Source organism: Pseudochrobactrum saccharolyticum, from assembly GCF_008801715.1.
Taxonomy (GTDB): domain Bacteria; phylum Pseudomonadota; class Alphaproteobacteria; order Rhizobiales; family Rhizobiaceae; genus Pseudochrobactrum; species Pseudochrobactrum saccharolyticum.
On sequence record NZ_VZPG01000001.1, the window covers coordinates 1,207,961 to 1,233,278 of the forward strand.

23 protein-coding genes and 1 pseudogene are annotated in these 25,318 nt (G+C 52.3%); 9 read left to right on the top strand and 15 right to left on the bottom strand.

Annotation, left to right across the window (positions count from 1 at the left end):
* Positions 1-39: 39 nt before the first annotated feature.
* The 5 genes and pseudogenes from infB to pnp all read left to right on the top strand — a co-directional run.
* Positions 40-2,652, top strand: a pseudogene (gene infB, locus F7P81_RS05350) (translation initiation factor IF-2); the annotation flags it as partial.
* A gap of 227 nt (positions 2,653-2,879) precedes the next feature.
* Positions 2,880-3,323, top strand: a complete 444-nt coding sequence (gene rbfA, locus F7P81_RS05355) for a 30S ribosome-binding factor RbfA (RefSeq protein WP_075653979.1) — start codon at positions 2,880-2,882, stop codon at positions 3,321-3,323.
* Positions 3,323-4,297, top strand: a complete 975-nt coding sequence (gene truB / locus F7P81_RS05360; RefSeq protein ID WP_151158791.1) for a tRNA pseudouridine(55) synthase TruB — start codon at positions 3,323-3,325, stop codon at positions 4,295-4,297. The genes rbfA and truB overlap by 1 nt, the downstream gene beginning before the upstream one ends.
* A 323-nt stretch (positions 4,298-4,620) precedes the next feature.
* Positions 4,621-4,890, top strand: a complete 270-nt coding sequence (gene rpsO / locus F7P81_RS05365) for a 30S ribosomal protein S15 (protein WP_022711344.1) — start codon at positions 4,621-4,623, stop codon at positions 4,888-4,890.
* A gap of 364 nt (positions 4,891-5,254) precedes the next feature.
* Complete coding sequence (gene pnp / locus F7P81_RS05370) at positions 5,255-7,396, top strand: polyribonucleotide nucleotidyltransferase (RefSeq protein WP_151158792.1); 2,142 nt, start codon at positions 5,255-5,257, stop codon at positions 7,394-7,396.
* 96 nt (positions 7,397-7,492) lie between these two features.
* Here pnp and F7P81_RS05375 read toward each other — a convergent pair whose 3' ends face one another.
* Positions 7,493-7,726 (bottom strand): hypothetical protein, encoded by a 234-nt coding sequence (locus tag F7P81_RS05375; RefSeq protein WP_151158793.1) that lies wholly within the window; start codon positions 7,724-7,726, stop codon positions 7,493-7,495.
* A 132-nt stretch (positions 7,727-7,858) separates the two neighbouring features.
* On the opposite strand from F7P81_RS05375, the gene F7P81_RS05380 reads away from it, so the two are divergent.
* Entirely contained in the window at positions 7,859-8,881 is a 1,023-nt protein-coding gene (locus F7P81_RS05380) for a class I SAM-dependent methyltransferase (RefSeq protein WP_151158794.1), read from the top strand.
* A gap of 108 nt (positions 8,882-8,989) precedes the next feature.
* On the opposite strand, the gene fabI is transcribed toward F7P81_RS05380, so the two are convergent.
* The 3 genes from fabI to fabA form a co-directional block, all read right to left on the bottom strand.
* Positions 8,990-9,808, bottom strand: coding sequence for an enoyl-ACP reductase FabI (fabI, locus tag F7P81_RS05385; RefSeq protein ID WP_075653974.1), 819 nt, complete (start codon positions 9,806-9,808; stop codon positions 8,990-8,992).
* Positions 9,809-9,820: 12 nt separating this feature from the next.
* The gene (gene fabB / locus F7P81_RS05390; RefSeq protein ID WP_075653973.1) at positions 9,821-11,044 is read right to left on the bottom strand and encodes a beta-ketoacyl-ACP synthase I; all 1,224 of its coding nucleotides are present in this window, start codon (positions 11,042-11,044) and stop codon (positions 9,821-9,823) included.
* Between the two features lie 181 nt (positions 11,045-11,225).
* Positions 11,226-11,741, bottom strand: coding sequence for a 3-hydroxyacyl-[acyl-carrier-protein] dehydratase FabA (gene fabA, locus F7P81_RS05395; protein ID WP_075653972.1), 516 nt, complete (start codon positions 11,739-11,741; stop codon positions 11,226-11,228).
* Between the two features lie 268 nt (positions 11,742-12,009).
* Between fabA and irrA the strand changes: the two genes are divergently transcribed.
* Positions 12,010-12,447: an iron response transcriptional regulator IrrA gene (irrA, locus tag F7P81_RS05400; protein WP_022711350.1), complete on the top strand. Its 438-nt coding sequence runs from the start codon at positions 12,010-12,012 to the stop codon at positions 12,445-12,447.
* Between the two features lie 27 nt (positions 12,448-12,474).
* On the opposite strand, the gene olsA is transcribed toward irrA, so the two are convergent.
* The 3 genes from olsA to tsaB are packed head-to-tail and all read right to left on the bottom strand — an operon-like array spanning position 12,475 to position 14,482.
* Positions 12,475-13,290, bottom strand: a complete 816-nt coding sequence (olsA, locus tag F7P81_RS05405; protein WP_151158795.1) for a lyso-ornithine lipid O-acyltransferase — start codon at positions 13,288-13,290, stop codon at positions 12,475-12,477.
* Positions 13,287-13,787 (bottom strand): ribosomal protein S18-alanine N-acetyltransferase, encoded by a 501-nt coding sequence (rimI, locus tag F7P81_RS05410; protein ID WP_151158796.1) that lies wholly within the window; start codon positions 13,785-13,787, stop codon positions 13,287-13,289. Before rimI ends, olsA begins: the two co-directional genes overlap by 4 nt.
* The gene (gene tsaB, locus F7P81_RS05415; RefSeq protein WP_151158797.1) at positions 13,784-14,482 is read right to left on the bottom strand and encodes a tRNA (adenosine(37)-N6)-threonylcarbamoyltransferase complex dimerization subunit type 1 TsaB; all 699 of its coding nucleotides are present in this window, start codon (positions 14,480-14,482) and stop codon (positions 13,784-13,786) included. Before tsaB ends, rimI begins: the two co-directional genes overlap by 4 nt.
* A gap of 271 nt (positions 14,483-14,753) precedes the next feature.
* Between tsaB and dps the strand changes: the two genes are divergently transcribed.
* Positions 14,754-15,251, top strand: a complete 498-nt coding sequence (gene dps / locus F7P81_RS05420; protein WP_116088682.1) for a DNA starvation/stationary phase protection protein Dps — start codon at positions 14,754-14,756, stop codon at positions 15,249-15,251.
* Positions 15,252-15,314: 63 nt separating this feature from the next.
* Here dps and F7P81_RS05425 read toward each other — a convergent pair whose 3' ends face one another.
* Positions 15,315-16,532 (bottom strand): serine hydrolase domain-containing protein, encoded by a 1,218-nt coding sequence (locus F7P81_RS05425; protein ID WP_151158798.1) that lies wholly within the window; start codon positions 16,530-16,532, stop codon positions 15,315-15,317.
* Positions 16,533-16,693: 161 nt separating this feature from the next.
* A complete protein-coding gene (locus F7P81_RS05430; protein WP_121992103.1) occupies positions 16,694-17,959 on the bottom strand; it encodes an aminopeptidase in 1,266 nt (421 codons plus the stop codon).
* A 152-nt stretch (positions 17,960-18,111) separates the two neighbouring features.
* On the opposite strand from F7P81_RS05430, the gene F7P81_RS05435 reads away from it, so the two are divergent.
* Positions 18,112-18,399 (top strand): hypothetical protein, encoded by a 288-nt coding sequence (locus tag F7P81_RS05435; protein ID WP_151158799.1) that lies wholly within the window; start codon positions 18,112-18,114, stop codon positions 18,397-18,399.
* 71 nt (positions 18,400-18,470) lie between these two features.
* Here F7P81_RS05435 and F7P81_RS05440 read toward each other — a convergent pair whose 3' ends face one another.
* The 6 genes from F7P81_RS05440 to pstC form a co-directional block, all read right to left on the bottom strand.
* Positions 18,471-19,421 carry a cell wall hydrolase gene (locus tag F7P81_RS05440; protein ID WP_246176034.1) on the bottom strand — a complete coding sequence of 317 codons (951 nt, stop codon included), beginning with the start codon at positions 19,419-19,421 and terminating at the stop codon, positions 18,471-18,473.
* A gap of 546 nt (positions 19,422-19,967) precedes the next feature.
* A complete protein-coding gene (gene phoB / locus F7P81_RS05445; protein WP_022709193.1) occupies positions 19,968-20,654 on the bottom strand; it encodes a phosphate regulon transcriptional regulator PhoB in 687 nt (228 codons plus the stop codon).
* 123 nt (positions 20,655-20,777) lie between these two features.
* Complete coding sequence (phoU, locus tag F7P81_RS05450) at positions 20,778-21,500, bottom strand: phosphate signaling complex protein PhoU (protein ID WP_022709192.1); 723 nt, start codon at positions 21,498-21,500, stop codon at positions 20,778-20,780.
* A gap of 118 nt (positions 21,501-21,618) precedes the next feature.
* Positions 21,619-22,392 carry a phosphate ABC transporter ATP-binding protein PstB gene (gene pstB, locus F7P81_RS05455; protein ID WP_028233202.1) on the bottom strand — a complete coding sequence of 258 codons (774 nt, stop codon included), beginning with the start codon at positions 22,390-22,392 and terminating at the stop codon, positions 21,619-21,621.
* A 67-nt stretch (positions 22,393-22,459) separates the two neighbouring features.
* A complete protein-coding gene (pstA, locus tag F7P81_RS05460) occupies positions 22,460-23,776 on the bottom strand; it encodes a phosphate ABC transporter permease PstA (RefSeq protein ID WP_022709190.1) in 1,317 nt (438 codons plus the stop codon).
* On the bottom strand, positions 23,773-25,260 hold the full coding sequence (gene pstC, locus F7P81_RS05465; RefSeq protein ID WP_022709189.1) for a phosphate ABC transporter permease subunit PstC: 1,488 nt from the start codon (positions 25,258-25,260) through the stop codon (positions 23,773-23,775). Before pstC ends, pstA begins: the two co-directional genes overlap by 4 nt.
* Between the last annotated feature and the right edge of the window lie 58 nt (positions 25,261-25,318).

Sequence of the window (25,318 nt, forward strand, 5' to 3'; positions counted from 1 at the left end):
GTTGAAGCCGCAGTTGCAAAACCTGTTGCACCTAAACCTGCAGCGCCTGCTGCTGCCCGTCCGGCAGCACCGGCTGCTACAACCCGTCCGGGTGCCCCTGCGGGCAATCGTCCGGCCGGTGGTGGCTATAACAAGCCGCAGGGTTCCCGTCCGGGTGGCCGCAATGAACAGCGCAACCGTTCCAATGACCGTCCGGGCATGGTGTTGAACACCCTGTCCTCTTCGGAAATGGATGCACGTCGCCGCGCCCTTCAGGATGCGGTAATCCGTGATGCGGAAGACCGCAAACGCGCAGAAGCAGAAGCTATCCGCCGCGCGGAAGAAGAAAAGCGCCGTGAAATCGAGCGTCTGGAATCTGAGCGCCGTCAGGCTGAAGAAGATGCACGCCGCAAGGCAGAAGCTGAAGCCAAGGCTAAAGCTGAAGCTGAAGCACGCAAGCGCGAACCGGCTGCACCTGTGCGTCCTGCTACTGCACGTCCAAGCGGCGATCGTCCTTCGGGTGATCGCTCTGGCGGCCAGAACCGTGGCCCTGCTGGTCAGAACCGTCCAAATCAGGGCGGCTACAACCGCACCGGCGGCGCACCTGCCCCGCGCGATATTAATGCTGAAGCACCGCTGGCCGACAAAAAGCCGACCCAGCAGGTTCTGAACCGCAAGCCGCAGAATGATGATGATGATGATCGTCGTGGTGGTGCAGGCGTACGTCGTAACGTACCTGCGAAGCCGGAAGTGCGCGCTACAAAGCCGACCAAGGCTGAAGAAGATCGCCGTCGCGGCAAACTGACCCTGAACAGCAATCTGGAAGACGAAGGCCGTTCGCGTTCGCTTTCGGCTATGCGTCGCCGTCAAGAAAAGTTCAAGCGCTCGCAGATGCAGGAAGTCCGTGAAAAGATCTCCCGTGAAGTGACTATTCCTGAAACCATTACCATTCAGGAACTGGCACAGCGTATGACGGAACGTGCCGTTGATATCATCAAATACCTGATGAAACAGGGTCAGATGATGAAGCCGGGCGATGTGATCGATTCCGATCTGGCACAGCTGATCGCGGAAGAATTCGGCCATACCGTTAAACGCGTTGCGGAATCTGACGTTGAAGAAGGTATCTTCAACGTGGAAGACAATCTCAGCGCAATGCTGCCGCGTCCGCCGGTTGTTACCATTATGGGTCACGTTGACCATGGTAAGACCTCGCTGCTCGATGCAATTCGTCAGGCAAATGTGGTCTCGGGTGAAGCCGGTGGTATTACCCAGCATATTGGTGCTTATCAGGTTGAACAGAACGGCCAGAAAATCACCTTTATCGATACGCCTGGTCACGCCGCCTTTACGCAGATGCGTGCCCGTGGTGCGCAGGCAACGGATATCGCCATTCTGGTAGTTGCCGCTGATGACAGCGTGATGCCGCAGACGATTGAATCGATCAACCACGCCAAAGCGGCCGGTGTTCCGATCATCGTGGCGATCAACAAGATCGATAAGCCGACCGCTGATCCGCAAAAAGTACGCAATGCCCTGCTGCAGCACGATGTGTTTGTGGAAACCATGGGCGGTGAAGTGCTTGATGTGGAAGTTTCTGCCAAGAACAAAATCAACCTCGACAAGCTGCTTGAAGCCGTTCTGTTGCAGGCTGAAATTCTTGATCTTAAAGCCGATCCTGAGCGTACAGCTGAAGGTGTGGTTATTGAAGCTCAGCTTGACCGCGGTCGCGGTGCGGTTGCAACCGTTCTGGTTCAGAAAGGTACATTGCATCCGGGCGAGATCATCATCGCCGGCAGTGCATGGGGTCGCGTTCGCGCCCTCGTCAATGACCATGGCGACCATGTGAAAGAAGCATCCCCTGCAATGCCGGTGGAAATTCTCGGTCTGTCCGGCACGCCGCAGGCTGGTGACCGCTTTGCGGTTGTTGCCAACGAAGCGAAAGCCCGTGAAATTTCTGAATACCGTCAGCGTCTTGCCCGCGATAAGGCCGTTGCCCGTCAGGCAGGCTCGCGCGGTTCTCTTGAGCAGATGATGTCTAATCTGCAGTCGAGCGGTCTCAAAGAGTTCCCGCTGGTTATCAAGGGTGACGTGCAGGGTTCGGTTGAAGCGATTATCGCTTCGCTCGACAAGCTCGGCACTGATGAAGTTCGCGCACGTATCGTTCATTCGGGTGCCGGTGGTATCACAGAGAGCGATATCTCGCTGGCTGAAGCATCCAATGCTGCCATCATCGGCTTCAACGTCCGCGCCAATAAACAGGCCCGTGATGCAGCCGAACAGCAGGGTATCGAAATCCGCTACTACAACATCATCTATGATCTGATTGATGATGTGAAAGCAGCGATGTCCGGTCTTCTGCCGCCAGAACGTCGTGAAACCTTCATCGGTAACGCTGAAATTCTCGAAGTCTTCAACATCACCAAAGTTGGTAAAGTTGCCGGTTGCCGTGTTGTTGACGGTAAAGTCGAGCGTGGCGCCGGTGTACGCCTTATCCGCGACAACGTGGTTATCCACGAAGGCAAGCTCAAGACACTCAAGCGCTTCAAGGACGAAGTTGCCGAAGTGCCGATGGGTCAGGAATGCGGTATGGCATTTGAAAACTACGAAGATGTACGCGCAGGCGACATCATCGAAGCGTTCCGCGTTGAGATGATCACGCGTACGCTGTAATCAGCAAAGCAGCGGCAGTTATCAGAACTGCCGCTGCTTCATTTCTCGGGCGGTTTACACTCATCTTCAGACATAGTGCCGCTCTGAATTTTTAATTGGCCGCATTGTCATAATTGTCAGGCTGTATCAGTCTGGTTGTGAATAGGATGAAAGCCGCGCAGGCTTTTCCGCAATCATGCAATTTGTACAGTTGCCGACCGATATTTGGCTCAGATTTTGGAGTCCCCATGTCCCGTTTTTCTTCCACAGGACCATCACAGCGTCAGCTGCGCGTCGGCGAGCAGGTTCGTCATGCCGTGGCTCAGGTGCTGTCACGCGGCGAAATCCGTGACGATGTTCTGAATAATACCGTTGTTTCCATCACCGAAGTGCGTATGTCGCCTGACTTGAAAATTGCGACCTGCTTTATCAGCATCGTCGGCAATACAGATGTGCAGACTGTGATTAAAGCACTGGCAAATAATGCGAAATTTCTGCGTGGCCGCGTTGCGCCGCAACTGCGCCAGATGAAATATATGCCGGAATTCCGTTTCCGTCCGGATACCAGTTTCGACAATTTTGCCAAGATCGATGCCTTGCTGCGCTCACCGGAAGTTGCGCGTGATCTGCAGCAGGATGACAGCGATGAATCCGACACAGAAACACATAAAGATAACGAGAATAACGGCTGATGGCACGCAGAGGTAAGAAAAAAGGCCGTCCGGTTTCCGGATGGGTGATTTTTGACAAGCCGAAAGGCATGGGCTCAACCGAGGCCGTTTCCAAAATCAAATGGCTTTTCAGTGCTGAAAAGGCCGGTCATGCCGGTACGCTTGATCCGCTTGCCTCCGGCATGTTGCCGATTGCTCTGGGCGAAGCCACCAAAACCGTACCTTACGTGATGGACGGCACGAAAATCTATTCCTTCACCGTGACCTGGGGCGAAGAACGCTCCACGGATGATCTGGAAGGACCTGTCACCAAAACCTCTGATAAGCGTCCTACAGAAGACGATATTCTGGCGCTTTTGCCAAATTATATCGGTACTATTCAGCAGACCCCGCCGCAATTCTCCGCCATTAAAATTGACGGTGAACGTGCCTATGATCTGGCACGCGGTGGTGAAACAGTTGCTATTCCTTCCCGTGAAGTTGAAATTTTTCAGCTTGAGCTGGTGGAGATCAACGAATCCGGACAGGCCGTGTTTGAAGTTGAATGCGGTAAAGGCACTTATGTGCGCTCGCTCGCCCGCGATATGGGGCGTGATCTCGGCTGCCTCGGTCATATTGCGGAGCTGCGCCGTCTGGAAGTTGCACCTTTCAACGAAGATGACTTCGTGACGCTTGCAGAGCTTGAAGCCGCATGGCCGCCGCTGCCGCCGAAATCTGATGATGAAGATGCGGAACCTGCACCTGCAGCGCCTCGTGATTTCTCTGCCCTTGATGATTTTATCATTGATACCGGTGCAGCACTGGAAGATCTGGTACAGGTTGCCTTGTCCGACGATCAGGCTCACCGTGTGCGCATGGGCAATCCGGTTATCTTACGTGGCCGTGATGCACCATTGGAATCCGATGAGGTCTGCGCCAATCACAAAAACCGTTTGCTGGCTATCGGTTACATTGAACAAGGTATGTTCAAGCCGAAACGCGTTTTCACTTATTAAACTAGAGCATTTCACAGTCAAGTTGGATCAACTTGACGTCGGGATAATGCGACAAACTAAAGAATCTAGAGCGAGCACTGCGATTCAACATAAACGTAAACCGCTCTAGCGATTACAGCTTAGCGCATTTTATTAAAAAGCCTGCATTGCAGGCTTTTTTGAAATGTGTCTGGAAATAAGCCACAGTTTCGATTATATGATCGTCAGGTTCCGTATAAGGCATTCGTCAATGCTGACTGTACAGAACTGAAGTAAACGGCCCCGGCTGGACGACATCTTGGCCACGGGCGACATTTCTCCTCTTAAACAAAAAGGACATTCCGATGTCGATTACTGCTGAACGCAAACAGGCTCTTATCAAAGAATATGCAACCAAAGAAGGCGATACCGGTTCTCCTGAAGTACAGGTAGCCGTTCTTTCGGAACGCATTTCCAACCTGACCGGTCACTTCAAAGGCCACAAGAATGACAACCATTCCCGTCGTGGTCTTCTGAAAATGGTTTCTCAGCGCCGCAACCTGCTCGACTACCTCAAAGGTGTTGACGAAGCGCGCTATCAGAACCTGATCGGCCGTCTCGGCCTGCGCCGCTAAGCGCATCATCCGGCGAAAACCTGTAACGGTTTTCGCCGGAATTTTTACCGGAGCAGGACTTTTCATTAAATCTCTCCGGCAACAGGGTATTTACGGCTCAACAGCCTGAAAACGCTCTGTATTATACAATAATGCATTCTCCGTGCGTGTAAGCGCCAAAACGGGAAAAATGCAGCAGGGCTTTAACAATACTGTCGTAAAAGCCCGATATGGAACTGTATTGAACAGGTTCCGCAGGCAGGATTGCAGGCAGCTCGTCCTTATCCGAGCTTCTTGTTGTCTTGCCCGCTCCCTGTTCCAAACCGGAATATTACATGCGCTGACATCAGCGCAGGACATAAATATTCCAAACCAAGGACAAGATATGTTCAACACTCATAAAGTTGAAATCGAATGGGGCGGCCGTCCGCTCATTCTCGAAACCGGCAAAGTCGCCCGTCAGGCAGACGGCGCGGTTATCGCCACTTACGGTGAAACAATGGTGCTGGCCACCGTCGTTTCGGCTAAAGAGCCAAAGCCGGGTCAGGACTTTTTTCCTCTGACTGTAAACTATCAGGAAAAAGCCTATGCAGCCGGTCGTATTCCTGGCGGTTATTTCAAGCGTGAAGGTCGTCCGAGCGAAAACGAAACTCTGGTTTCCCGCCTGATCGACCGTCCGATCCGCCCGCTGTTTGCTGACGGCTATAAGAACGACACACAGGTTGTAATCACCGTTATTCAGCACGATCTGGAAAACAATCCGGACGTATTGTCGATGGTTGCCGCTTCCGCTGCGCTCACTCTTTCCGGCGTACCTTTCATGGGGCCGATCGGTGGTTCGCGCGTTGGCTACATCAACGGCGAATATGTTCTGAACCCGCATCTCGACGAAATGGCTGAATCCAAACTGGATCTGGTTGTTGCCGGTACCAGCGATGCTGTTCTGATGGTTGAATCCGAAGCGCAGGAACTTTCTGAAGAAGTCATGCTCGGCGCTGTTGTTTTCGGTCAGAAAGGCTTCCAGCCTGTGATCGATGCAATCATCAGCCTTGCTGAAGTTGCTGCAAAAGAACCACGTGACTTCCAGCCGGAAGACCTGTCGGCTCCTGAAGCTGCAATGCTGGCAATCATTGAAGATGATCTGCGCGCAGCTTACAAAATCATCGACAAGCAGGCTCGTTATACCGCTGTTGATGCTGCCAAAGCTAAAGTTAAAGCGCACTTCCTGCCGGAAGATGCGGAAACAACCGAATATACTGCTGAGCAGATCGGTACTGTTTTCAAATCGCTGCAGGCGAAAATCGTTCGCTGGAACATTCTGGATACCGGCAGCCGCATCGACGGCCGCGATCTGGTAACCGTTCGTCAGATCGTATCCGAAGTTGGCGTTCTGCCACGCACACACGGTTCGGCTCTGTTTACTCGCGGTGAAACACAGGCAATCGTTGTTGCAACACTGGGTACCGGTGAAGATGAACAGTTCATCGACACTCTGGCTGGCCTGCAGAAAGAATCCTTCCTGCTGCACTACAACTTCCCGCCATATTCCGTTGGTGAAACCGGTCGTATGGGCTCACCAGGCCGTCGTGAAATCGGTCACGGCAAACTGGCATGGCGCGCAATCCATCCGATGCTGCCTGCCAAAGAACAGTTCCCGTACACTCTGCGTGCAGTTTCTGAAATCACTGAATCCAACGGTTCGTCCTCCATGGCAACCGTATGCGGCACCTCGCTGGCGCTGATGGATGCCGGTGTACCTTTGACCCGTCCTGTAGCCGGCATTGCTATGGGTCTGATCAAAGAAGGTGACCGTTTTGCAGTTCTTTCCGATATCCTTGGTGACGAAGATCACCTCGGCGATATGGACTTCAAGGTAGCCGGTACTGAAAACGGTATCACTGCTCTGCAGATGGACATCAAGATCGACGGTATTACCGAAGAGATCATGAAAACCGCTCTGGAACAGGCTAAAGACGGCCGCGTTCATATTCTCGGTGAAATGGCGAAAGCACTGTCCGGCGCCCGCGCTGAACTCGGTGAATTTGCACCACGCATCGAAGTGATGAACATTCCGACCGACAAAATCCGTGATGTTATCGGTTCCGGCGGTAAAGTTATCCGCGAAATCGTTGAAAAGACCGGTGCCAAAATTAACATCGAAGATGACGGCACAGTCAAAATTGCTTCTTCTTCCGCCAAGGAAATCGAAGCAGCGAAGAAATGGATCCACTCCATTGTTGCTGAACCGGAAATCGGCGAAATCTACGAAGGTACAGTTGTTAAAACTGCTGACTTCGGGGCATTCGTAAACTTCTTCGGCCCGCGCGATGGTCTGGTACATATCTCGCAGCTGGCTGCAGACCGCGTTGCCAAGACCACCGATGTGGTTAAGGAAGGCCAGAAGGTCTGGGTTAAACTGATGGGCTTTGATGAGCGCGGTAAAGTGCGCCTGTCGATGAAAGTCGTTGATCAGGAAACCGGCAAGGAAATCGTTGCCGAGAAGAAAGAAGAAACCGCAGCTGAATAAGCTGATTTCGAGTTTCAAAAAGCCCCGCATAGAAATATGCGGGGCTTTTCATTTAAAGCATGCAGTAATTACAGTCTCAGTTCAGGAGTGCGTTGTTTAAACCGGCTCAGCCTGAGTCTCAGGTTTTATGCCCTTTTGCAGCCAAGCCTCCTGATGGGCACAATCGGTAATTGCCTGTGCCTCACTGACAGCCATAGTCAGCAAATAGGCAAAGAAACTCTGTTTGCTTTTATGGGCCTGTGAAATCATCTCATTCAGTTGCAACAAGCGCGCCTGATGTTGTGGCAGACATGTTGCAAAACATTGCGGCTGACAACATTTACGCGCCATAGTACTACTCCCCTGCGAGCAACACAGCATTACAGATAGTTTGAAACTTTAACCGATAATAAGTTCAATATAATATCTGCCAGAAACCACCTACTGTCATCCTTCTCAGGTAGAAAAGACCAAAGAAATTTTATGATTACCGGCGCCCAAAACACCCTCTTTCTGCCCTTTGAGAATGAAACACTTGATCTGCCGCAGGCGGGAGAAAAATATCTCTGCTTCGGCATCAGTGCCGACACGACACTCAGCACAGAGTGGAAACAGGCGCTGCATTGTATTCAGCCATTGAGGCCGGAATGGCTGGCGCTCAATAAAGCCGGATTTCATGTCACGCCGCAGATCAGCGAAAATGAGACCTATGACGGCGGTATGATTTTGCTCGGCAAACATCGCGGCCGCAATGAGGAATGGCTGGCGACATTGCTGACCCAAGTCAAAGCCGGCGGCTTGATTATTATCGCCGGTGACAAGAAGCTTGGCATTGACAGTTTCCGCAAGCGCAGCGACCAGATTTCAGCCTCCATCGACCGCCTGTCCAAAAACCATGCTGTAGCCTACTGGCTGGCGCGCCCTGAGGCGATTGATGCCGGGATCACACAAAGCCTCATTCCGGAGCAAAAACGCGTAGACGGGCGCTTCTGGACGAAAGCAGGCATGTTCTCCCATGGCGAAGCCGACAAAGGTTCCGCTCTGCTGGTACCGCATCTCAAAAACATCGCCTTCGGTCATGTAGCGGATTTGGGGGCTGGCTGGGGTTATCTCAGCGCCGCCTGTCTCGACAATCCGGCCAAGATCAGCCGTATTGATCTTTATGAAGCGGATTTTGAGGCACTGGAAATTGCCAAAAGCAATCTGGCCGAACTCAACAGTTCAGTACCGCTGCACTACTACTGGCATGACGTCGCTTCCGAGCCGATGACAGAGATTTATGACACGGTCATCAGCAATCCGCCGTTTCATACCGGTCGCAACACTGATATTTCGCTTGGCCAAAGCTTTATTACGGCTGCTGCCAAACGTCTTAAATCCGGCGGGCGTTTCCTGATGGTGGCAAATCGCCAGCTCCCTTATGAAGCTGTCTTGAAACAGCATTTCCGGCAAGTGATGCCACTCACCGATAAAGACGGTTTCAAAGTCATCGAAGCACGAAAATAAAGCAGTTTCAGGAAAAGTGGGAACCGGTTTACCGTCCGAAACTGCGTTAAAATAAATCACAAAAAAGCCGCGCAATGCGCGGCTTTTTTCATATCATATGTAACAGGCTTATTCAGTGCCGGTTGCATCCGAGCTTTTCAGCTCTTCTAATGTCGGCATGGAGACGATGTTGTAACCTGAATCCACAAAGTGAACTTCACCGGTTACACCGCTCGACAGATCCGACAGCAGATAGACTGCGGATTTACCCACATCATCAATATCAACGGTACGGCGCAGCGGCGAATTGCGGCGCTGATACGAGAAGATCGCACGTGCATCACCGATACCGGCACCGGCCAGTGTACGCACAGGGCCAGCCGAAATTGCATTCACGCGGATATTCTGAGGGCCGTAATCGGCAGCCAGATAACGCACCATGGCTTCCAGAGCAGCCTTGGCAACACCCATCACATTATAGTTCGGGATGGTGCGGGTTGAGCCGCCATAGGTCAGTGTGAGGATCGAACCGCCGTCTTTCATCAGCTTCTCAGCACGCTGAGCAACTTCCGTGAAGGAATAAGCAGAGATCACCATTGTACGGCTGAAATTTTCACGGGTGGTGACATCCGCATAACGGCCTTTCAGCTCTGTTTTGTCGGAGAAACCAATAGCGTGAACGATAAAGTCGAGCTTGCCCCATTTTTTCTCGATCTCGTCAAAGACCGCATCAACGGTTGCAATATCTTCCACATCGCAAGGCAGTACGAAATCCGATCCGACCTGCTCCGCCAGCGGTTTCACGCGCTTGCCAAGAGCATCACCCTGATAGGTGAAAGCCAGCTCAGCACCCTGATCGGCAAGATGTTTGGCAATACCCCAAGCAAGAGAATGGTTGTTTGCAACACCCATAATCAGCCCGCGTTTGCCCTTCATTAAATCCTGCATACTCTCTCTCCGTCAGCCCTGATAGCGCTGGAAAACCAGCGTTGCGTTCGTTCCACCAAAACCGAAGGAGTTGGACAGTACCGTGTTAATTTCTGCATTATCGATGCGCTTGCGCACAATCGGCATATCCGCGAAATCCGGATCCAGTTCATCAATATGTGCGCTTTCGCAGATGAAATTATTATGCATCATCAAAAGCGAATAGATTGCTTCCTGAACGCCGGTTGCACCCAGCGAATGACCGGTCAGCGATTTGGTTGCCGCAATCGGCGGGCAGGCATCGCCTGAACCAAAGACTTTACGGATCGCTTCGATTTCCGGTGCATCGCCCGCAGGGGTCGATGTGGCATGCGGATTGATATAATCAATCTTGCCGTTCACGGTTGAAAGCGCCATGCGCATGCAGCGCTCTGCGCCTTCGCCCGACGGGGCAACCATATCGTAGCCATCAGATGTCGCACCATAGCCGACGACTTCACCATAAATCTTGGCACCGCGCGCCAGCGCAGTTTCCAGATCTTCCAGCACCAATACACCGGCGCCACCTGCAATTACAAAACCGTCGCGGTTTTTGTCATAGGCGCGGGATGCACGTTCCGGCGTATCATTATATTTCGAAGACATCGCGCCCATGGCGTCAAACAGTACCGAGAGGGTCCAGTCGAGGTCTTCACAGCCACCGGCAAACATACGGTCCTGTTTGCCATACTGGATCATCTCAACCGCATTGCCGATGCAATGGTTCGAGGTCGCGCAAGCCGAGGAGATCGAATAATTGATGCCCTTGATCTTGAAGAAAGTCGCCATCGTGGCTGATGCGGTCGAGCTCATGGCTTTCGGCACAGCGAAAGGACCAACGCGTTTAGGGCCTTTGTCGCGGGTAATATCAGCGGAATCCACGATTGTGCGGGTGGAAGGGCCGCCGGAGCCCATGATGATACCGGTGCGATCGTTGGAAACCTGTTCTTCGGTCAGGCCTGCATCGGCAATCGCCTGATCCATGGCCACATGGTTCCATGCGGTACCGCGACCGTGAAAACGCATTGCGCGGCGGTCAACCAGCGCTTCAACATCAATCTGCGGTGCGCCCGAGACCTGACAGCGAAAACCGAGTTCCGCCTGATCTTCAGCCCGCCGGATACCCGATCTGGCCTCAAACAAAGAGGTCAGCACCTCTTCGGTATTATTGCCAATCGAGGATACAATCCCCATTCCGGTAACGACAACACGCCGCATTGCGTTCTCCTTTGCACCTGTTCCCTGAATGACACCCTGTTTTTGCGGATGCCGCTACGCGGTTACATAAGTGCGACTTTTACATATTTTGAGAGCGGCCACATAAAAGCTTTCAATTAAATGTGGTCGCGCCCGTGGATAATACTCTTTTTGAGGCTATGCCCGTCGCGGTCTTTACGACTTACGACTCACTGTCTTTCGACAGGCCTACGCGCAGGTCAGTTGCCTTGTAAATTGTTTCACCGTCTGCCTTGAGCCAGCCGTCAGCTGTACCCAGAACCAGACGACCGCGCATCACGCGTTTGAAGTCGATACCATATTGCAGAAGCTTGGTATGAGGACGCACCATGCCTTTGAATTTTACTTCGCCGGTGGACAGCGCCATACCGCGACCCGGTTCACCGAGCCAGCCGAGGAAAAAGCCGGTCAGCTGCCACATGCCGTCAAGGCCGAGACAGCCAGGCATGATCGGATTGCCCTGAAAATGGCAAGGGAAATACCAGTCATCCGGGCTCACATCATATTCAGCGCGGATATAGCCTTTGTCGAACTCGCCACCGGTTTCGGAGATTTCAGTGATACGGTGTACCATCAGCATCGGCGGCAGAGGCAGCTGGGCATTGCCCGGACCAAACATTTCACCGCGAGCGCAGCTGAGAAGCTCCTCATATCCGTAACTTGACTTCTGCTCTGCCATTACCGACTCCAATCATTTATCTGTCTGTTGTCTGGACAGCCCGAAACGAACATATTCGTCAGGCTCAGACAAAATCTTTGCACACCCCTAACACAGAGTGTTTCCTGCTGTAAAACACCTGCAAGAAACTATTTGCCTGTCAAGATATACAGGAATAGCTATTGCCAGTCATTCGTTCAGCGCATATATCAATCTTGTGACAGGATGGGCAACAGCCCTCAAGCATTAATTTTGAACCAATTTGTTTCAAGCTTCTGACAGGTCAGTGATGAATATTCATTCCTCCCATGCCAGCAACGCTTCGATTGAGGAGCGCCTTCGGATCGCCGGTCTCAGACCGACGCGTCAGCGGGTTGCGCTTGCCAGCCTGATTTACGCCCATGGTGATCGCCATCTTTCCGCAGAAGAACTGCATGAAGAAGCTGTTTTTGCTTCCGTGCCGGTTTCTCTTGCCACCGTATATAATACGCTGCACCAGTTTACTGAAGCCGGTATGCTGCGGATTATTTCGGTCGAAGGATCGAAAACCTATTTCGACACCAATATTTCCGACCACCATCATTTTTTTGTCGAAGGCGAAAATATTGTCTTCGATATTCCTGATGGTGAAACCGGCCAGCCTGTCGTCAGCAATCTGCCGAAAGCTCCGGAAGGAATGGAAATCGTTAATGTCGATGTGATTGTGCGCTTACGTCGTAAAGACTGACACACCTGCTTAAAATAATCCGGAAATTTACTGATCTTCCGCTGACGGGGTGATTTCGCGCCCCATCAGTGAGCTTTGCAGCATTGTGGTCACGCGCTCTTCCATGATGCGTGCCAGTTCCTTGCGGCTGGTATCTGCAGACACGCGCATCGGCTCACCAAAGCGGATCTCAACATCAATCGCGCCTTCTTTGAGAATACCTTTGAGATGCGGCATCAGCTGCACTTCGCCCGGCCATGAGGCAATCGGACGGTGAAAACGCCCCATCGGCATTCCGTGAACGCCCGTATAGGCGATAGAAACCGGCTGTACGATCACCTGCTCCTCGCCTGCCTCACGGATGGCCGCATGGGCTGCGCCGAATAATGACGTTTTAAACGGCAGCACGCGGTTACCATCCGATGTTGTTCCTTCCGGAAACAGAACCATCGCATCACCGCCAGCCAGACGCAGGGCAATATCCGAAGCCTGCTGTGCTGTCCGGCCTTTTTTCTCACGTTCAACAAAGACAGTGCGCTGCAAAACCGCAAAAGTGCCGAAAACCGGCCATTTGCGCACTTCGGATTTGGCGATGAAACAGACATTGGCAACGGAAGATAAAACGACAATATCGCTCCATGACACATGATTGGCGACCAGCAGTAACGGGCGATCCTGCACGATCTCGCCTTTTACCTTCACGCGAAATCCCAGCAACCATGCAGCAATCCGATGGAAAAAACGCGGCAGCGATTGCTGCCAGCCCAGACGCGCTTTGACAAACAGATATTGAAACGGCACCAGCGAAATAACCAGACTGACAAACAAGCCGAGTATGACCGCAATGCGTATGGCACCGATCATGATACGCTCATCGCTTCCGGAAATTGCCGGCGCAAAACCAGCGCATTGCTGCGCCCGTGACCGGTTTCATAATAAGCGGGCCGCTGCCCGACCTGAATAAATCCGAGGCGCCGGTAAAGCGCCTGCGCTGCCACATTGCTCTCATCCACCTCAAGGAACAGACTTTCCGCCCGCTCATGATGCAAATGGCGCAAAACAGCTTCCATCAGATCCCGTCCGATGCCACGACGCTGAAAAGCTGATGACACTGCAATGGTCAGAATTTCCGCCTCGCCGGCGACCAGACGCGCCAGTACAAAACCGGCAGCCTGTTTTGGCTTTCCCACAGGACGGGCAATAAAACCGAAAATATTACCTTGCGAGAGCATGCCCGCAAAATCCTCCTCGCTCCATGCATGGTGGAAAGCCGGTGCATGGAGATCCGCAAGCTCAGCGCAATGTGCCTGTATCAGCGCTTCATAAGCAAAACTCTGACGCGAAAAAGGAAGGCCGATCATCCGCGCTCCTGATCCGACTGGCGGCGGGGCAGTGCAAATCCAGTCTGGGGCTTCACATCCGGCCCGCGCATATAAAGCGGCTCAGGGGGCATGCCTGCCTCACGCTGTGCCGCAAGACGCGCAAAAGTACCGATGGATGCATAGGCGGATGCACTGATAATCCGGCGTTCGCTGCCCTCTGCTGTCTGTAATTGCTCTGCGCCACTACCCGCCAATGCATAATCATCACCAAGCTGCTGCAAAACCGGCAGCAACTCTGCCGCGCTGCCTGCAAGCGGTGTTGTGGAGGCGATACCATCGGCATCAAAACCCTGCGTATAAATATCACCGCGATAGGCAGACAGGGCAATCAGGACAGGTTGCGCCGGTGCCCCGACCTGTATTTCATGGCACAGCGCTTCAAAACCGCTCACACCAATCACCGGACAGGATAATGCCAGCCCGAAGCCACGTGCCGCAGAAACACCGACACGCACGCCTGTGAATGAACCGGGGCCGATATTAACCGCGATACGACTAACCTCATTGCGGGAGATTTTTGCAGTCTCAAAACACTGCGCAACATAGTCCAGCAGCAATTCCGCATGGCCTTTGCCAATATCATGGCTGACCTCAGCAAGAAGCTGCTGCGTCTGCGGGTCATAAAGGGCGGCAGCACATAAACTGCCTGCGGTGTCGAGAGCAAGTATAGTCATGGCTTACGACCTAAAACAGAATTCGGTTATCGGCAAGTACAGGCAGTCAGGTTGCGTAAGAATTCTGCCTTGTCAGCTCAAGAGGGCAACACCGATATCTATACAGAATGATGCACAAAAATCTGCTTAAACTCTTTAAATCACTGGGAACAATCCTATCTTTGATACGTTAGGTTTATAGCAGTATCTGCTGCTTCCGGTTTCTTGTGCTGCCACCTCCCGGCAGCCCCTCAGGCAAACGAAAATTTGTCCCTTCATAAAGGAAATCACTATGTCTGCATCCAAACTGAAAAATCATCCGACAAAAAACAATCTGCCGACCAATGCCAAAACCACGGTTATTGCCCTGCTGAACAAAAATCTGGCTGCGATCCTTGATCTTGCGCTGATAACCAAGCAGGCACACTGGAACCTTAAAGGCATTCAGTTCATTGCCGTGCATGAGATGCTGGATACATTCCGCACCGATCTGGATGAACATTCGGATGCAATTGCAGAACGCGCCGTTCAGCTCGGCGGCACTGCGCTTGGCACAAGTCAGACCGTGACTGAAGCGAGCATTCTCAAGCCATATCCGGAAGATATTTACGCCATCAAAGACCATCTTCATGCGCTGATCGATCATTACGGCGCTGTGGCCAATCTGGTGCGCCAGTCCATCAAGGATGCCGCTGAGGCAGGCGACGATGACAGTGCCGATATTTTCACCGCTGCATCCCGCAGCCTCGACAAATCCCTGTGGTTCCTTGAAGCGCATATTCAGGAATAATCAGAACAGATTTCCGAAACACCGCCTGTCCCGGGACAGGCGGTGTTTTAAATTGGTGACGATTTAAAGTGCGTCGGCAATGGCCTGAAAGACAATAATGCTTTCATCTTTCATTTTCTGACCATCCTTGTTGTAATCCGCATAGGCGGAAGTTTTGGCAATCACCACTTTGCGCTCAGGATTGACATAGATAAACTGCCCGTAAATACCGACAGCGACAAAATCCCCCTGCGGTTTCCCCGGTATCCACCACTGATAGCCATAGCCCAGCGGCTTGCCCTGTACAGGATCATCCCTGCCCGGCATCAGATGCGGTGCATCCGGAGTAACGGAAGCATGTACCCATTCAGCCGGCACCAGTTGCTCACCTCTGAAATTACGCCCTTCATTCATATAAAGCAGGCCAAAACGCGCATAATCGCGCAATATTGCATTCAGCCCGCCTGCCGAGACTGCATCACCTTTCGCATCAGCCAGCCAATAAGCATCAGCCTCTGCCCCCAGACGCGACCATAATTTTTCCCAGAAATAATCGGTCATCGGTTTGCCGGTTGCGCCTTCCAGCACCATGGACAGCACCTGCGTATCGGCGGAAACATAAATATTGACTGTACCCTGTTCCCGCACTTTTTGCAGATGAGCGGTGAAATCTTTCACCGAGCCGGTCAGAATCTGGATAATGTAACGCACAATATCGGATGAGAGATCGCCATAATCCTCGTTAAAACCAATGCCTGAAGACATTTGCAGCGCGTTCTTGACGCTCACCCCTTTATAGCCGCCCTCTGCCAGTTGCGGCGCATAATGATCGACGGTCCGATTTATATCAATCAGACCGTCCCGCACAGCATTGCCAATCAGAAACGAGATCGTGGATTTCGACATCGACATGGCGATTGCCTGCGTTGCAGCCGTATTGCCCCGCTCATATCGCTCATAGGCAACAGCACCGTCTTTCAGCACGATGAAACCGGTTGTCTGCGTACGTTCCAGCCAGTCAGCAACCCGTTTTGTCTCTCCCTGATAAATATAGGTTTCGGGCAAAGGTCTTTCATTCTGCGGCAAGGGGCTGGCTTCACCGCTATGTTCTACACGGATAGACGGGTAAATTTTATAAAGTGAGCGGAAATTTGCATCAATCACATCGGGCTTGAATGTATTGGCATATTGATAGACCGCATAATATTCATGGATTTGCTTACGGAAAACAAAGCCAAGCCCTGCCGCGATAATCAGCAACAGTGCCAAACTATATAAGCTAATGCGCAGCGGTCTCTTCATTATGCAGCCCCTTCCGACAGAGTTATCAGCCCGCTTACGATAAACCGGATTAGCGATCCGGCAAGCTGCAATTCCCGAAATCGTTTCAAAAATGACAATAGCCGCCGCTTGTTAAAAAAAGCGGCGGCTATTGTTCTGAAATTATCAGGAATTCAGATCTATCAGGCGACCCATTCGCCTTTGCGCATCACAGGCACGGATGTGCCGTCCTGTGCAATGCCGTCCACGTCGATCTTATTGGAGCCGATCATCCAATCGATATGGATAAAGCTCTTATTGCCGCCCTGTGCCGCAATCTGTTCCGGCGTGAGATCAGCACCATTGATGAAACATTTAGAATAGCACTGACCAAGCGCAATATGGCTGGCAGCATTTTCATCAAACAGCGTATTATAGAACAGCAAACCACTCTGCGAAATCGGTGAGGAATGCGGCACCAGAGCCACTTCACCCAGACGGCGGGCGCCTTCATCCGTATCCAGTACCTTGTTCAGCACTGCCTCGCCCTTGCTGGCTTTGGCCTCAACAATCCGGCCGCCTTCAAAACGCACACGGATATCGTCAATGATCGTACCCTGATGTGACAGCGGTTTGGTGCTGGAAACAGTCCCTTCCACGCGCAGAGCATGCGGCGTTGTGAAGACTTCTTCTGTCGGAATATTCGGATTGCAGGTAATACCGTTTTTAGCGGTCGATGAGCCGCCATGCCATTCATGGCCATCAGCCAGACCAACAGTCAGATCCGTATCCGGTCCGGTGAAATGCAAAGCGCGGAAATTACGCTCATTGAGAATTTTGGTACGTTTGCGCAATTGCGCATTATGATCTGCCCATGCGGCAACCGGATCCGCATTATTCACGCGCGATGCGGCGAAAATTGCTTCGGCCAGTTTATGTGTTGCCACATCCGGCGCATCATCCGGAAAGACCAGCTTTGCCCAGGACGGGTTCGGATAGGAAACGATATTCCAGTTAATGTCGAAACCGGCAATTTTTTCCAGCGCAGGCTGATAGGCCATCGACAGCGCTTTATTGGCGCGTGCAACTTTTCCTGCATCCTGTGCGGAAAGCAGCATCGGATTATCACCGGTGATTGCAAGGCGCGCTGCACCGCCTGCATAGGCTTTGGCCATGCCCTGATACAGCCAGTCGCTGGCATGATCGAAACTCTCATCAGGCGCATATTGGAAACGCGACAGCGCCATGTCTTCATCGGAGAAAAACGGCGTTACCAGCCCTGCACCGGCTTTATAAGCATGTTCCGCAATACGGCGCACCAGCGGCAATGCGATAACCGGCGCGGTAATGACCAGATCCTGCCCTTTACGCAATTGCAGACCGACTTTAACCGCGACCTCGGCCAGCTTATCCAGTTTAACCGGATCGATGATTGCATCCGCGTGATTGTTTTGGCTGAAATCTGACATCACATACTCCGCTTATTTTCATTGATCATCACAGATACTCCTGCAAGAGCCTGTAAGCTAGAGCTTTGACAGGATTTTATATTGTCGCTGTAGCCACCGATGCGGAACAGCGTTAATATGCCATATGAAGTCATATTTATCGGAACAAATCCATGAACCGAAACCCCAATAATGCGCGATCATTTCAAAAGCTGAGTCTTGTTGCAGGACTGTTTGCAATAGCGCTGGCAGGCTGCACGACACTCACGCCCGAGCAGCAGCGTGCTGAGGATGAGAAAACCTGCATGAGCTATGGTTTTAAACCCAAATCTGAAGCCATGGCCAATTGTCTGCTGCAAATTCATCTCGACCGCCGCGCTGATATCCGTGCATGGCAGAATGAACGACCGCAATTTTCCACACCGATGGTTATTTACCAACCGGTGCTTGTGCCGCGCTGATCTTCATTTCTGTAAATAAAAAGCCCGCATCGTGCGGGCTTTTTCATTTCAGTCGATAACAAAATGCGGGATCAGCTTGCCGGCTCAGGACGATCCTGCGTCAGCAACAATGCACCGATTGCATCAACTTTCTGCTTGTTCATATCTTCCGCACCCGCTGCAAAAGCATTCTGCGTTGCAGAGGCTGCAACCGGTTTGGTTTCAAACGGAAGCTGCGCCGGAACCGGTGTGTTTACAGCCGGTGCATGATAGGCAAGCTGCACCGGTGCTTCCGCTGCAACCGGTTGTGCAGCCTGCACATCCTGCGCAGCCTGTCCGGCAGATGCCACCATCACCGGAGCAACGACAGGCAGGCGGTCGCCTTTACCGCCCTTAGCCGTATCCGTTACATCATAAATGCTATCCGGCATGGACTGGTTTCTTGGCTCATAGGCAGCCGCCAGATTATACGGGGTTTCAGGCAGCGGCGATTCCAGCGTACCGTCTCTGCGGCGCTTTTCGTAGAAAGAATTGCCACCGGCAACCAGCACATAATGCATATTTCTATACGGGAATTTCAGACCAGCCGTATGGAAGAACATTGCATTCTTCAGCTTCGGATGGCGTTCGCCTTTCAGCACGGAATCCGCTGCTTCTTTCACATCCGGCAAGGCTTTGGAATTCATGGCACGGGTCATAACGCCCGGTGCAAACTGGTTCTTCTGCCCGACAACGCCGCAAATGGTTTCCGGATATTTTTCCGAGACCAGACGGTTCATCACCACCGTGCCGACTGCAACAAGGCCATCACGGCTGGAGCGGGCAGATTCAAAGAACATTGCGCGCTCAAGGCACTCGCGGTCTCTGGAAGTGTATGTATAGGTCTTTTTGCCATTGCGGACGGTTACACCGGATTCCTTGGCAGGCTGTGCAGCCTTGGCAGATTTTGAACCGGTCGAAGTCGTGGTGCAGCCAGCAAGGATAAACGGCGTGGCAACCAGAGCACCGATAAACAGTGTTTTCGCTAAATAAGAGCGTTTCAACGGTTCATCCTTATCAATAATTTCCCGTACACCCGGGTCACACAGAGATCCTGTGCGCGAGCCCCGGGAAATTCGGGGGCTATTAGGGCTAAATAAAGGCGCAAGGCCCGATTTATATTCGTGTTCCGGTTAACGACAACCGGTTAAAATTTACCCCAAGAAAATGCGCCTCATTAGTTAACGCTTTGTTAACGCATTCTTTTGAGTGACTACTAAAATACGCAAGATTACGTAAAGACTTCACTAACCTTGTGAAATGAAGCAGCTTGCCGGATCATGGCTTTGCAGCAATTCCGGTACGATATTGCCTTATTTCACAACCTGATAGCGCCTCAGACACGGGCGCATCATGCAATTGACAGCCCCGTTGCGTTAGTCATAATTCATTACAGCGCGTTACAAATGGCTGATATTTTGTGAAAGCAATTTGCTTTTATGACGCTAGAGCCTTTGCAGACACGGCTTTTCGCAGAATCAGAAACATAAAAACCGGCGTGAATTTTCTTCACACCGGTTCAGTATTTTTCACAAATATCCGGCCGGTTATCAGCCGAAAGCATAACCGGCACCGCGAACGGTGCGAATCGGATCCACTTCACGACCGGTATTGATCGCCTTGCGCAGACGGCCGATATGCACATCCACCGTGCGGTCATCGACGTAAATATCCCGTCCCCAGATACCATCCAGCAATTGCGTGCGCGAGAAAACGCGCCCCGGTGCCATCATGAAATATTCCAGCAGACGAAACTCTGTCGGCCCGAGTTTGATTTCGCGTTCCTTGCGGTAAACGCGGTGCTGCTGACGGTCGAGAACAATCTCTCCGACTTTCAGCACATGGGAAAGCACACTCGGATTGGCGCGGCGCAGCATCGCCTTGATACGTGCCAGCAGTTCCGGTGTGGAGAATGGTTTGACAACATAATCATCCGCGCCAACGGCCAGACCGCGTACACGCTCGGATTCCTCACCGCGTGCTGTCAGCATGATAATCGGCAGACGCTCTGTCTCTGCACGCTGACGCAGACGGCGGCAAAGTTCGATGCCGGAAACACCAGGCAGCATCCAGTCGAGAACCAAAAGATCAGGGACGTTTTCGCGTAAATAAATTTCGGCTTCATCGCCACGCAGGATCGTATCGACCTGATAGCCTTCAGCCTCAAGATTATAGCGCAGCAATTCGCTGATGGCTTCTTCGTCTTCAACAACCGCTATTCTTGGCGTGTGTGACATTGCGTATCCACTATTCGTTTAGACATAAGGGGGCATTTGCATTCCGGCACAGCCGGAATGCATGACGTTTATTCTGACAGGCAGGGCTGAATGCCCTGCATATCCGCTGCCGGTTAGAACAGCTTAGTTTTTATGCAATTCGTCGAGAACGACGTCATGGCTCAGATCATCTTTCGGACGATCCGGCGGCATCTGATTACCGGTGACAATGTAATAGACTGTCTCGGCAATATTGGTGGCATGATCGCCGATACGCTCAATATTCTTGGCGCAGAACAGAAGATGCGTACAGGCCGTAATATTGCGCGGATCTTCCATCATATAAGTCAGAAGTTCGCGGAACAGCGATGTGTACATCGCATCAATTTCATCATCGCGGTCGCGGACAATATTGATCTGGGTCACAGAACGCGTTGCATAGGCATCCAGCACATCTTTAAGCTGGGTGCGGGCAAGCTCTGCCAGTGTTTCCAGACCGCGATAAAGCTTCACCGACTGGCGTGTTTCCGAAACGGCAACAACACGCTTGGCAATGTTTTTGCCCATATCGCCAACGCGTTCCAGATCCGCTGAGATACGGATCGCGCCGATAATTTCGCGCAGATCCACAGCCATCGGCTGACGCTTGGCGATAATCATAATCGCCTTGTCATCAATTTCACGTTCGCCTGCATCAAGGATCAGATCCTCGGAAATGACCCGCTGTGCCAGCGCATTATCGGCAGTAACAATCGCCTTGATGGACTGCTCCACCATACGCTCCGCATGACCGCCCATTTCGGCGATTTTACGGGCGAGAAACTTCAGTTCTTCATCATAGGACGTAACCGTATGCTGTGACGGCATGGAAATTTCCTTATCCTGTGGCACTGCCAAAGCAGTCTGTAAAACTCCAGAGCATTTCCGGCTTATTTTGCCTCATAGAAAATGCTCTATCTTGTTTGTTTTTACGCGTAAGTTCAGATCAGCCGAAACGACCGGTAATATAGTCCTGCGTACGTTTTTCTTTCGGCGTGGTGAACATCATATCCGTGTCACCGACCTCTACCAGATTGCCCAGATGGAACATGGCTGTGGTCTGCGAAATACGCGCAGCCTGCTGCATCGAGTGGGTCACGATGACAATCGTATAGTCACGGCGCAACTCGTCAATCAGCTCTTCCACTTTCGCGGTTGCGATCGGGTCAAGCGCCGAGCAAGGCTCATCCATCAGAATAACTTCAGGGCTCACCGCAATAGCGCGGGCAATGCAAAGACGCTGCTGCTGGCCGCCGGAAAGACCTGTGCCTGCATCATTGAGGCGGTCTTTCACTTCTTCCCAGAGGCTGGCGCCACGCAGGCTCTTCTCAACGATGACATCCAGATCCGCACGACTGCGGGCCAGACCATGAATGCGCGGGCCGTAAGAAACATTCTCATAGATCGATTTCGGAAACGGATTTGGCTTCTGGAACACCATGCCGACACGGGCACGCAGTTCCACCACGTCGATTTTCGGATCGTAAATATCCTCGCCATCGAGCGTGATAAGACCTTCTACGCGGCAACCCTCAATCGTGTCATTCATACGGTTGAGCGAGCGCAGGAAAGTCGACTTACCGCAACCGGACGGGCCGATCAGCGCGGTCACGCTGTTTTCTTCAATATCCAGATCAACGCCGTGCAAAGCCTGTTTTTCACCGTAGAAAACTTTGACCTTGTCCCCGCGCATTTTGATTTTTTTTGGCAAGGCGTTCATCTTTTCTCCGAGTGTTTTCTCTAAAGTATAATCATTCATCAGGTTCATGATCGCAACTCCGTCCCGATTACCATCTGCGCTCAAAACGGCGGCGCAGAATGATTGCGGCAATATTCATCACAGCGAGGAACAGGAGGAGCACAATAATCGCACCCGATGTCCGCTCTACAAAAGCACGTTCTGCTTCATTAGCCCACATGAAAATCTGTACCGGCAGCGCAGTCGCAGGATCCATAGGGGTAACAGGAGCATTGGCAACAAAGGCGACCATACCGATCAGCAGCAACGGCGCTGTTTCACCCAATGCCTGAGCCAGACCGATAATCGTGCCGGTCAGAATGCCAGGCGCGGCCAGCGGCAGCACATGGTGGAACACAACCTGCGTTTTAGAAGCACCAAGTCCCAGAGCCGCAGCACGGATTGATGGCGGCACCGCACGCAGAGCCGCGCGCGTTGCAATAATAATTGTCGGCAATGTCATCAGCGTCAGCACCAGACCGCCAACCAGCGAGGCCGAACGCGGCATGCCAAAGAAGTTGATGAAAACCGCCAAACCCAGCAGACCAAACACGATGGACGGCACCGCAGCCAGATTGTTGATATTCACTTCAATAATATCGGTGAAGCGGTTTTTACGCGCATATTCTTCCAGATAAATCGAAGCAGCAACACCAATCGGCAGAGCAAAGACCAGCACGATCAGCATCATATAGAGCGAGCCGATCAGCGCCACGCCCAGACCGGAGGTTTCCGGACGGCTGGAAGCACCCATTGTAAACAGACCGGTATTGAAGGACTGACGCATAACGCCTTCATCCTTCAGTGTCTTCATCCAGCCAACCTGAAGATCGGAGACTTTGCGCTTGCTCTGATCAACCGACAGGTCGATCTGACCTTTATTGGCCGAGTCAATATCCGCAGCCGCAAGGAATTTGATTGTCTGGGTTGTGCCGATCAGTTTCGGATCAGCCATCACCATTTCACGCAATTGCAGACGAACGCCATCCGAATAGAAACGTGTCATGTCGCGCATGGCCGGACGATTGGATTTCTCCACACCCAGCTTGTCAGCCAATGCATTGCGTACCAGTAGCGGATAATTCGCTGTAATCAGCACATTCGGATTGCTTGCGCGTTCATTGGACGGATCGATCACCTTCTCATCCAGCAGCACCGGAATTTCGATCGTTGTCTGCCAGAAGGCTGTGTAGCCTTTGGAAAACACCGAGAAAAACAGCGCACAGAGGAAGAAGATGCCGATTGCAATCGCAATCACACCATACATGCGGAAGCGGCGTTCGGCAGCATAGCGGCGCTTGATGCCAATATCACGGCGGGCAGGTGCGGTTGAAGTTGTCTTGGGAGTGAAAACAGCGTCGGTCATTCATATTGCTCCCGATATTTACGCACAATGTAGAGAGCGAAAATATTCATCAGCAGGGTCAGGAAGAAGAGCGTAATACCCAGTGCAAAAGCCACCAGTGTCTGCGGTGAGTTGAACTCAAGGTCACCGGTCAGCTGGTTGACGATTTTAACAGTGATCGTCGTCATTGCTTCAAACGGGTTGAGCGTCAGATTGGCAGCTACACCCGCAGCAAGCACCACGATCATGGTCTCACCGATGGCACGGGAAGCGGTCAGCAGCAGCGCACCGACAATACCCGGCAGCGCAGCAGGCAAGATCACACGCTTGATCGTCTCGGAACGGGTGGCACCCAAGCCCAGAGAACCGTCACGCAGGGAGCGAGGTACGGCAGTGATAATATCGTCGGACAAAGAGGATACGAACGGGATCAGCATCACGCCCATCACCAAACCGGCAGTGAGCACACTCTGCGCCATGATGAAACCCTGCCCACCGGTCAGGGCGGCACTCAGGTCACGCAGGAACGGGCCGACTGTGACCAGCGCGAAGAAACCGTAAACGATTGTCGGAATGCCGGCCAGCACTTCCAGCAGCGGCTTGACGATAGCGCGGGTTTTGGCACCGGCATATTCCGACATATAAATCGCGGCGAACAGACCAACCGGTACCGCGAAGACCATCGCGACCAGCGCGATGTAAAGCGTACCGGCAAGCAGCGGGATCAGACCGAACTGGCCATGGGAATCTGTGGCACCGGCAGCGGCAAAACGCGGATCCCAAACCGTTCCGAAGAAAAATTCGTAGGCCGGAACATCGCTGAAGAAATTGATTGTCTGAAACAGCATCGAGAAGACGATGCCGACAGTGGTAAGAATGGCGATGGTTGACGCAGCGATCAGCCCCCACAGCACAATGCTTTCCACATTGTTGCGGGCGCGGACGCGCGGTGCAATTGTCATCCAGCCAAAGATAAATCCGGCAATAGCCAGAGCAATCGTCAGACCTGCGCGGATATTCGAGGATAAGGCGGCTGCCTTGTTCCATTGTACCGCAACCGGCACCATCACATCCTGACCTTCTGTCGCCAGCGCGATGCCTTTTTCAGCCATCAAAGCGCGAACTTCAGAATAGGTCTGCGGCAGGTTTTCACGGCTCGACGGATCAAGACGCTCAAACCCGTGTGCGAGGCTTTTCACCACGCCGAGCGACAGGCTTTCGCTGTAATTTTCAGTATTGCCGAGAGCATCCTGCAACTGCGATTTGGCAGTCTGCTCCAGATAGACGGTGGCGCTCAGCGACCAGACGACAAATAAAATAATTGCCGGCATGACTGTCAGAGAGAAAACCCACCATCCGTGATAATGCGGACGGGAATGTGGTTTCTCTTTTTTATCTGCCACGTTTTTTACGGTATTCAATTGTGCAACCGCTTTGGCGCGGCCAAGGAAAAATCCTGCGACGCCCAGCACGAAGACAATTGTTAAGACCAGCATGATCGACATTTAAATTCCCTGATCACCGTCCACGACAAAAGACAATCCGGGCGCAGAGCTTGTCTGC